This is a genomic window from Vibrio sp. V33_P6A3T137, from assembly GCF_009904835.1.
GTDB classification, from domain to species: domain Bacteria; phylum Pseudomonadota; class Gammaproteobacteria; order Enterobacterales; family Vibrionaceae; genus Vibrio; species Vibrio metschnikovii.
The window spans coordinates 1-5,514 of record NZ_WXWK01000156.1 but is presented as its reverse complement, the minus strand read 5'-3'; the positions used below and the strand labels follow the sequence as shown (position 1 = coordinate 5,514).

7 protein-coding genes are annotated in these 5,514 nt (G+C 38.8%); 6 read left to right on the top strand and 1 reads right to left on the bottom strand.

The features are described 5' to 3' along the window. The first annotated feature begins 623 nt into the window (after window positions 1–623). On the top strand, window positions 624–1,169 hold the full coding sequence (locus tag CAG60_RS14955) for a GNAT family N-acetyltransferase (protein ID WP_161439301.1): 546 nt from the start codon (window positions 624–626) through the stop codon (window positions 1,167–1,169). 85 nt (window positions 1,170–1,254) lie between these two features. Here the strand turns inward: CAG60_RS14955 and CAG60_RS14950 are convergent, their stop codons facing one another. Beyond that, window positions 1,255–1,923 (bottom strand): class I SAM-dependent methyltransferase, encoded by a 669-nt coding sequence (locus tag CAG60_RS14950; RefSeq protein WP_161439300.1) that lies wholly within the window; start codon window positions 1,921–1,923, stop codon window positions 1,255–1,257. A gap of 301 nt (window positions 1,924–2,224) precedes the next feature. On the opposite strand from CAG60_RS14950, the gene CAG60_RS14945 reads away from it, so the two are divergent. From CAG60_RS14945 to CAG60_RS14925, 5 genes are all read left to right on the top strand, one after another. Then, complete coding sequence (locus CAG60_RS14945) at window positions 2,225–3,334, top strand: hypothetical protein (protein WP_161439299.1); 1,110 nt, start codon at window positions 2,225–2,227, stop codon at window positions 3,332–3,334. Window positions 3,335–3,364: 30 nt separating this feature from the next. Next, window positions 3,365–3,517 (top strand): hypothetical protein, encoded by a 153-nt coding sequence (locus CAG60_RS14940; RefSeq protein ID WP_161439298.1) that lies wholly within the window; start codon window positions 3,365–3,367, stop codon window positions 3,515–3,517. A 208-nt stretch (window positions 3,518–3,725) separates the two neighbouring features. Further along, entirely contained in the window at window positions 3,726–4,106 is a 381-nt protein-coding gene (locus CAG60_RS14935; protein ID WP_161439297.1) for an MmcQ/YjbR family DNA-binding protein, read from the top strand. A gap of 143 nt (window positions 4,107–4,249) precedes the next feature. Beyond that, entirely contained in the window at window positions 4,250–4,672 is a 423-nt protein-coding gene (locus CAG60_RS14930; protein ID WP_154171007.1) for a GNAT family N-acetyltransferase, read from the top strand. 158 nt (window positions 4,673–4,830) lie between these two features. Further along, window positions 4,831–5,247, top strand: coding sequence for a GNAT family N-acetyltransferase (locus CAG60_RS14925; RefSeq protein WP_069213633.1), 417 nt, complete (start codon window positions 4,831–4,833; stop codon window positions 5,245–5,247). Window positions 5,248–5,514: the final 267 nt, after the last annotated feature.

The following is a 5,514-nucleotide window of genomic DNA, read 5'->3' as shown; positions in this document are numbered from 1 at the left end:
AGTTTATTGTTCTTTTTGGTTGCTATTGAAAGTTGAACGATACTTGTGCTTTTTTAGCCAACTCTGCTCTGACAAATTGTGTGCGTAAAAAGTTCGATTGATGCTGAAAGGTCTCTTTCTTTGTTGTTGCTTGTTCATTGATTCCGCAGGCTATTTCGCTTCAGCATGTTTGGGATCTCATGAACATCTTGCTTGCTGACAGTGTTTGGTTATCGCAAGTTTATCGATGCTTTTGCGCTTTTGTCCGGCTCTGCTCTGATAAATTGTGTACGCAAAAGGTTCGATTGTTGCTGAAAGGTCTCTTCCTTTGGTGTTGTTGACCCCTTGATTCCTCGGGCTAATTCGCTTCAACTTGTTTGGGATCTTATCGGCATCAATGATTGCTGAAAGTAGGCAAGTTTATCATTTTGAGTTAAAGTGGTTTGAACTAGTAAACGTTGCAAAAGTTCAATGTAATCAATAAGTAATAAAGCATAACAAACGCTTCAAGAGGGACTTCCAACGCGCAGCATTTTCATTATGCGTTGGCTTTTGTGGTTACGGTGTTATGCGGAAACTTGGTAGTAGCGTTGTCAGCCCCTTAAGCGGGCGTTATGCGTAATAGATGGACTACGGAGTATTAGATGGAAGTAGTAGAAGCGGAAAAATCGGATTTAGATTCATTCTTTGCGTATCTTGAAAATCAGCTGTCTGAAAATGGTAATGGAGAAGTTCCTATTTTCCAGCCAATGTCCAGAGAGCAAAGTGAAATTCCAAAAGCAACAAAAGATAAGTTTATCAAAGGCTTTTCCCATCACTTTGGCGACTTAGGTTGGAGAAAGCTTTGGGTTGTAAAAGACACCTCTGGAAGTATCAAAGGTCACATTGATCTTCGCCACCACGGTGATGAAAATCGTTCTCATCGCGTTCTACTCGGTATGGGCGTAGATGTTTCCTGTCGGAAGCAAGGTATTGGTCAACAACTCATTGATGCGGTTATAAATTTCTGCCAAGAAAAAGCCGAAATTGACTGGCTTGATCTTTGTGTATTATCAGAGAATTTCCCAGCAAAGAACCTCTACCTAAAAGCAGGGTTCGACGTTGTTGGGGAGTTCAAAGATCAATATAGAATCGACGGTTTGTCAGTCTCGGAAATAGCAATGACAAAGTACGTCAAAAATTACGCATAACAAAGCATTTAAGAGTGATTCGCAACGCTTGGCGTTTTCGCTTCGCTCAAGTATAGCCAAGCGCCGCTCACACCTTAATGCGGCGTTAAATGCTTTCAGATGTACGCGAAAATCTGAGTATGTGACCTTTAAATTTTTTCTCTAAATAATCGGTATTGTCCGGTCTTATGTGATCACTCGTAAATCCATATTCACTCATTTTCGAGCTAAGTTTATTTTTCCGACCTCGGTCTGGGTCAACAATAATAATATCGCATGTCGGATTAGCATGAGTTTGAATGAACTGAGCCAACAATGAGATGTGTTGGTCTTCATATAAAAGGTCGCTACCAATGATTAAATCAAAAAGGCCGAGTTGACTGCTCACATCTGCCCAATCGACACGTTCGAAAGCAATTTTTTTCCGATTATTCAGTTGAGTGTTTCTGTCTAGGAATGTTTCAACTTCAGGATGATAATCCGTGGCGGTGATGTTTGCCATTTGCTCATTCAGAAGTAGGCTTGATAATCCAATGCCACAACCGACTTCAAGAATTCGTTTGTTATTGGTATCTAAGTTAAGAACATGGTGTGCTAGAACTAAGCTGGATGGCCAAACCACCCCGAAAATTGGCCATGAAGCAGAAGAGATACCTAAGTTTTGTGCCGTATTTTTAGGGTCGCTAAACTGTTGTTTATCACGTAAAGTGCATAGATGTATATCATTGTTTCCAATGACAATAGTTTGGTAACGAATACGAAGTGTAGTTGTCATAATGGTTCTTGGTTAGGTAGTAAAGCTAAGCCAAATACTAATAATCCATAGATGACGAAACAAAAAGTGTGATAAAGGTTAAAGCAATTTGAGTTTAGTGCAAGGCATTTAACAAAGCGTTCAAGAGGGATTCGCAACGCGTGGCATTTTCGTTATGCTTTGATTTTATTAGTTTTTAGTGCAATGCGGTGAGTTGGTAGTTGCGTTGCTCACCCCTTAACGCGGCGTTAGGTGCTTATATGGTATTGAACTAGTTTTTCATGTGTATATAATGCAATTCTCTAATATTTAAGTGAAAACAATGACTAAAGATCGTAAGTATAAAAAGTATGAGTGGATGCTTAATCCTCGTTATCAAGCTTTATTCTGGCTATTCACATTCTTACTTGCTGCATACGCTTCACTGTTTGCAACAGAGATTAAATCTTTTTCCATCCCATTTCTACAAGAGCACAATGGTAAGCCAAATTTCCATACTATCGGCTTTATTTCTGCGGCTATTGGTGCAGCTTGGTTTTTCAGTGCTTCCACATGGGTTAAAGCTAAAAGAGAGGATTTTGTTTTTCATGCTATGCAAACAAGTCCACCAAGCAACTTTTGGGAAAGATACTATAAGGCATTTCTCACTGCTAACGAACTTAAAACCTCAACAGAGCTAGCTGCTTCGGATGGCGACAAAAAGATGTGTAGCGATAACGTGAGAATAGTGCTCGATTTATTGATTAATCTGGTGAAAGAGTGGGATTCAGCAAATATTGAAAAAAAAGTTGTTTATCGTGCTAACTTGATGCGGGTTGTTAACTTTAAAACTGATCCTGATTATCAAGTTACTAACGATGACCGCTTTTTTATAGTCCCTGCCAAAGAACATTACTCAGGTGTAGTGGTTCTTGAAAATTACAATTACACTACAACTACTGAGACAACAGACTCAACGCCTGATACTCAAAGGAAGCCAATCACATTCCCTTATTGTTTACCTGAAGAGTTAGAGAATAGAAAGTTTCATACAAACTTGCGAGGAGCTCCGTATTGCGTAGCAACAGGAGTTTACGATTATGTTAAAAATGTTAATTCCATAGTGAGTCATTATGTTCAGAACTCAGACCCGCTATCTAGCCGCGTAAAGTCTAATTTAGAGAAGTATTACTTAGATAAACAGAATCCGGCTCATAGCATTCTATCCATCCCTCTCTTTGCTACATCGGGCGACGATGACTCCAAAAGGGAGGTTAAGTGGGTTCTTAACATTTATCGAAATCAATCTGGCATGCTGTATGATGGGGCAAAATGTAAAGATTTTTATTATGTTGCCGGAAGCTTTTTTACTATACTAGAAGAGATGATGCAGACTATCGAATTTTATGAAAAGAACCCTGAAACTATTGAGCAAGTTTCTGATTCAGAGTAAAATGTAGGCATCAAAAAATGGAGCATCAAAATGACTGAGTTAGAGCGCAAAGCATTACAGTTAAGACGCGAACGTTTGAAAAGACAAGCAAAAACAAAAACAAAAACAAACGTTCAAGATAAAGCTAAGCAGTTTTCTGCCGAATGGCGTAACTCTATTTCTGTGCGTGCTGTTTCTGCATAAGCTCTAAAGCTAATCACTATAACGGTTGCATTCTTGCAGCCGTTTTTTTTGCGTTGAGAACGCACCTAACAAGGCGTTCAAGAGGGATTCGCAACGCGCGGCATTTTCGTTATGCGTTGATTTTATTGGTTTTTAGTGTAATACGGTGAGTTGGTAGTTGCGTTGCTCACCCCTTAACGCGGCGTTATGTGCTTCAAGGATGAACAATATGAATTACGATGAATTTAATGAATTTTGCGGCTCTTTCCCCGCTACTAGTCATGTTGTTCAATGGGGCAATTCTGATGTATGGAAAGTAGGCGATAAGGTATTTGCGGTCGGAGGTTGGAGCTCTGATGGGAAATCGGCATTTACTTTTAAGGTGTCAGACCTGAACTTTGATTTTCTGAGTAATTGTGATGGTTACAGACCAGCACCATATTTTACTAATCGAGGAATGAAATGGATTCAGCAAACTGAAACGGGAAGTCGCCTTGATGATGAGTTACGTTATTATCTATCTGAATCCTATAGAATTGTTTCAAGTGGTTTAAGTAAAAAGAAGCAGGCTGAGTTAGGGATTCTGTGTCAATCTGAAACACGCACATAACAAAGCGTTCAAGAGGGATTCGCAACGCGTAGCATTTTCGTTATGCATTGATTTTATTGGTTTTTAGTGTAATGCAGTGAGTTGGTAGTTGCGTTGCTCACCCCTTAACGCGGCGTTATGTACTCATATATATTGGAGTTTGAGTGGAAATAGAATTTTATGAAGCAACTGAAATCGAATTAGCTTCAGAGTTAACACGACTAAATATGCACACGTATTATTTGGCTAGAAATCTATCATGGAACCATGAAGAATATGAAGAAAATTGGTATCGATTCGCCAATTTCTCAGTTACATATGATGGAAAGTGGGTTGGTATAATTCGATTTTCATGTGATGAAATTGCACTTTATATTCGTGATCTGCAAATAGATACTCAGTATCAAAATTTAGGGATAGGCTTTTCGTGTTTAGAGTACGCACTAGAAAAGTTAAAGTATAAAAAGTTAAACCGACTTAGGCTAAATGTGTTTTCTGAAAATCCGGCAATTAGCCTTTATAGTAAGTTTGGGTTCGAAAGGGTCGCTGAAATGGACGGTTTGGTCAGAATGGAGCTTATTGTGTAAACGTACATAACAAAGCGTTCAAGAGGGATTCGCAACGCGTGGCATTTTCGTTATTCGTTGATTTTATTAGTTTTTAGTGCAATGCGGTGAGTCGGTAGTTGCGTTGCTCACCCCTTAACGCGGCGTTAGCAGTTCCAGTAATATTTAACAGGTACATCATGAAAATAGATATAACAACTGAACCAAAACAATCTGACATTGATGAGATTCGTTTAGGTTTACGTAAGCATAATACGCCTTTTCTCAAAGACATTTACCATACAGAGTTTGCTTGTTATTCGCATGATGATCATGGGAAAAAATTAGGTGGTTTAGTCGGTGAAATTTGGGGCCAGTGGCTGCTCGTGAAATTTCTTTGGGTAGATAGTGAACATTCAAGTAAAGGCTTGGGAAGACAATTATTAAATGAGGCCGAAGAATTTGCTCGTAGCAAAGGTTGTTTATCAAGTTTCTTAGACACTTTTAGTTTTCAAGCGAAACCATTTTATGAAAAATGCGGTTATGTTGAGCAGATGACTTTAAATGACTTTCCGGTAATAAAAAGTATGCGTCATTACATGGTAAAGCCTCTTTGAGTACACTGCTAACAAAGCATTTAAGAGGGACAGCCAACGCGTGGCATTTTTATTATGCGTTGGTTTTTGTGGGTACGATGTTATGCGGAAACTTGGTAGTAGCGTTGTCTGCCCCTTAATGCGGCGTTATGCTTTATTGAGCCTCAGCAAAATCAATATATAAATTTTAATAGGAAAACTTAGTCTGATTCAGAAGCTTTACTTTTCTAAGTTGTTGATATTATGAGTTTATTGTTCTTTTTTGTGGCTATTGAAAGTTGAACGATG

Excerpts from the sequence above, each read along its gene's own strand:
- CAG60_RS14955 (WP_161439301.1), top strand. The coding sequence starts at position 624 with ATGGAAGTAGTAGAAGCGGAAAAATCGGATTTAGATTCATTCTTTGCG.
- CAG60_RS14950 (WP_161439300.1), bottom strand. The coding sequence starts at position 1,923 with ATGACAACTACACTTCGTATTCGTTACCAAACTATTGTCATTGGAAAC.
- CAG60_RS14945 (WP_161439299.1), top strand. The coding sequence starts at position 2,225 with ATGACTAAAGATCGTAAGTATAAAAAGTATGAGTGGATGCTTAATCCT.
- CAG60_RS14940 (WP_161439298.1), top strand. The coding sequence starts at position 3,365 with ATGACTGAGTTAGAGCGCAAAGCATTACAGTTAAGACGCGAACGTTTG.
- CAG60_RS14935 (WP_161439297.1), top strand. The coding sequence starts at position 3,726 with ATGAATTACGATGAATTTAATGAATTTTGCGGCTCTTTCCCCGCTACT.
- CAG60_RS14925 (WP_069213633.1), top strand. The coding sequence starts at position 4,831 with ATGAAAATAGATATAACAACTGAACCAAAACAATCTGACATTGATGAG.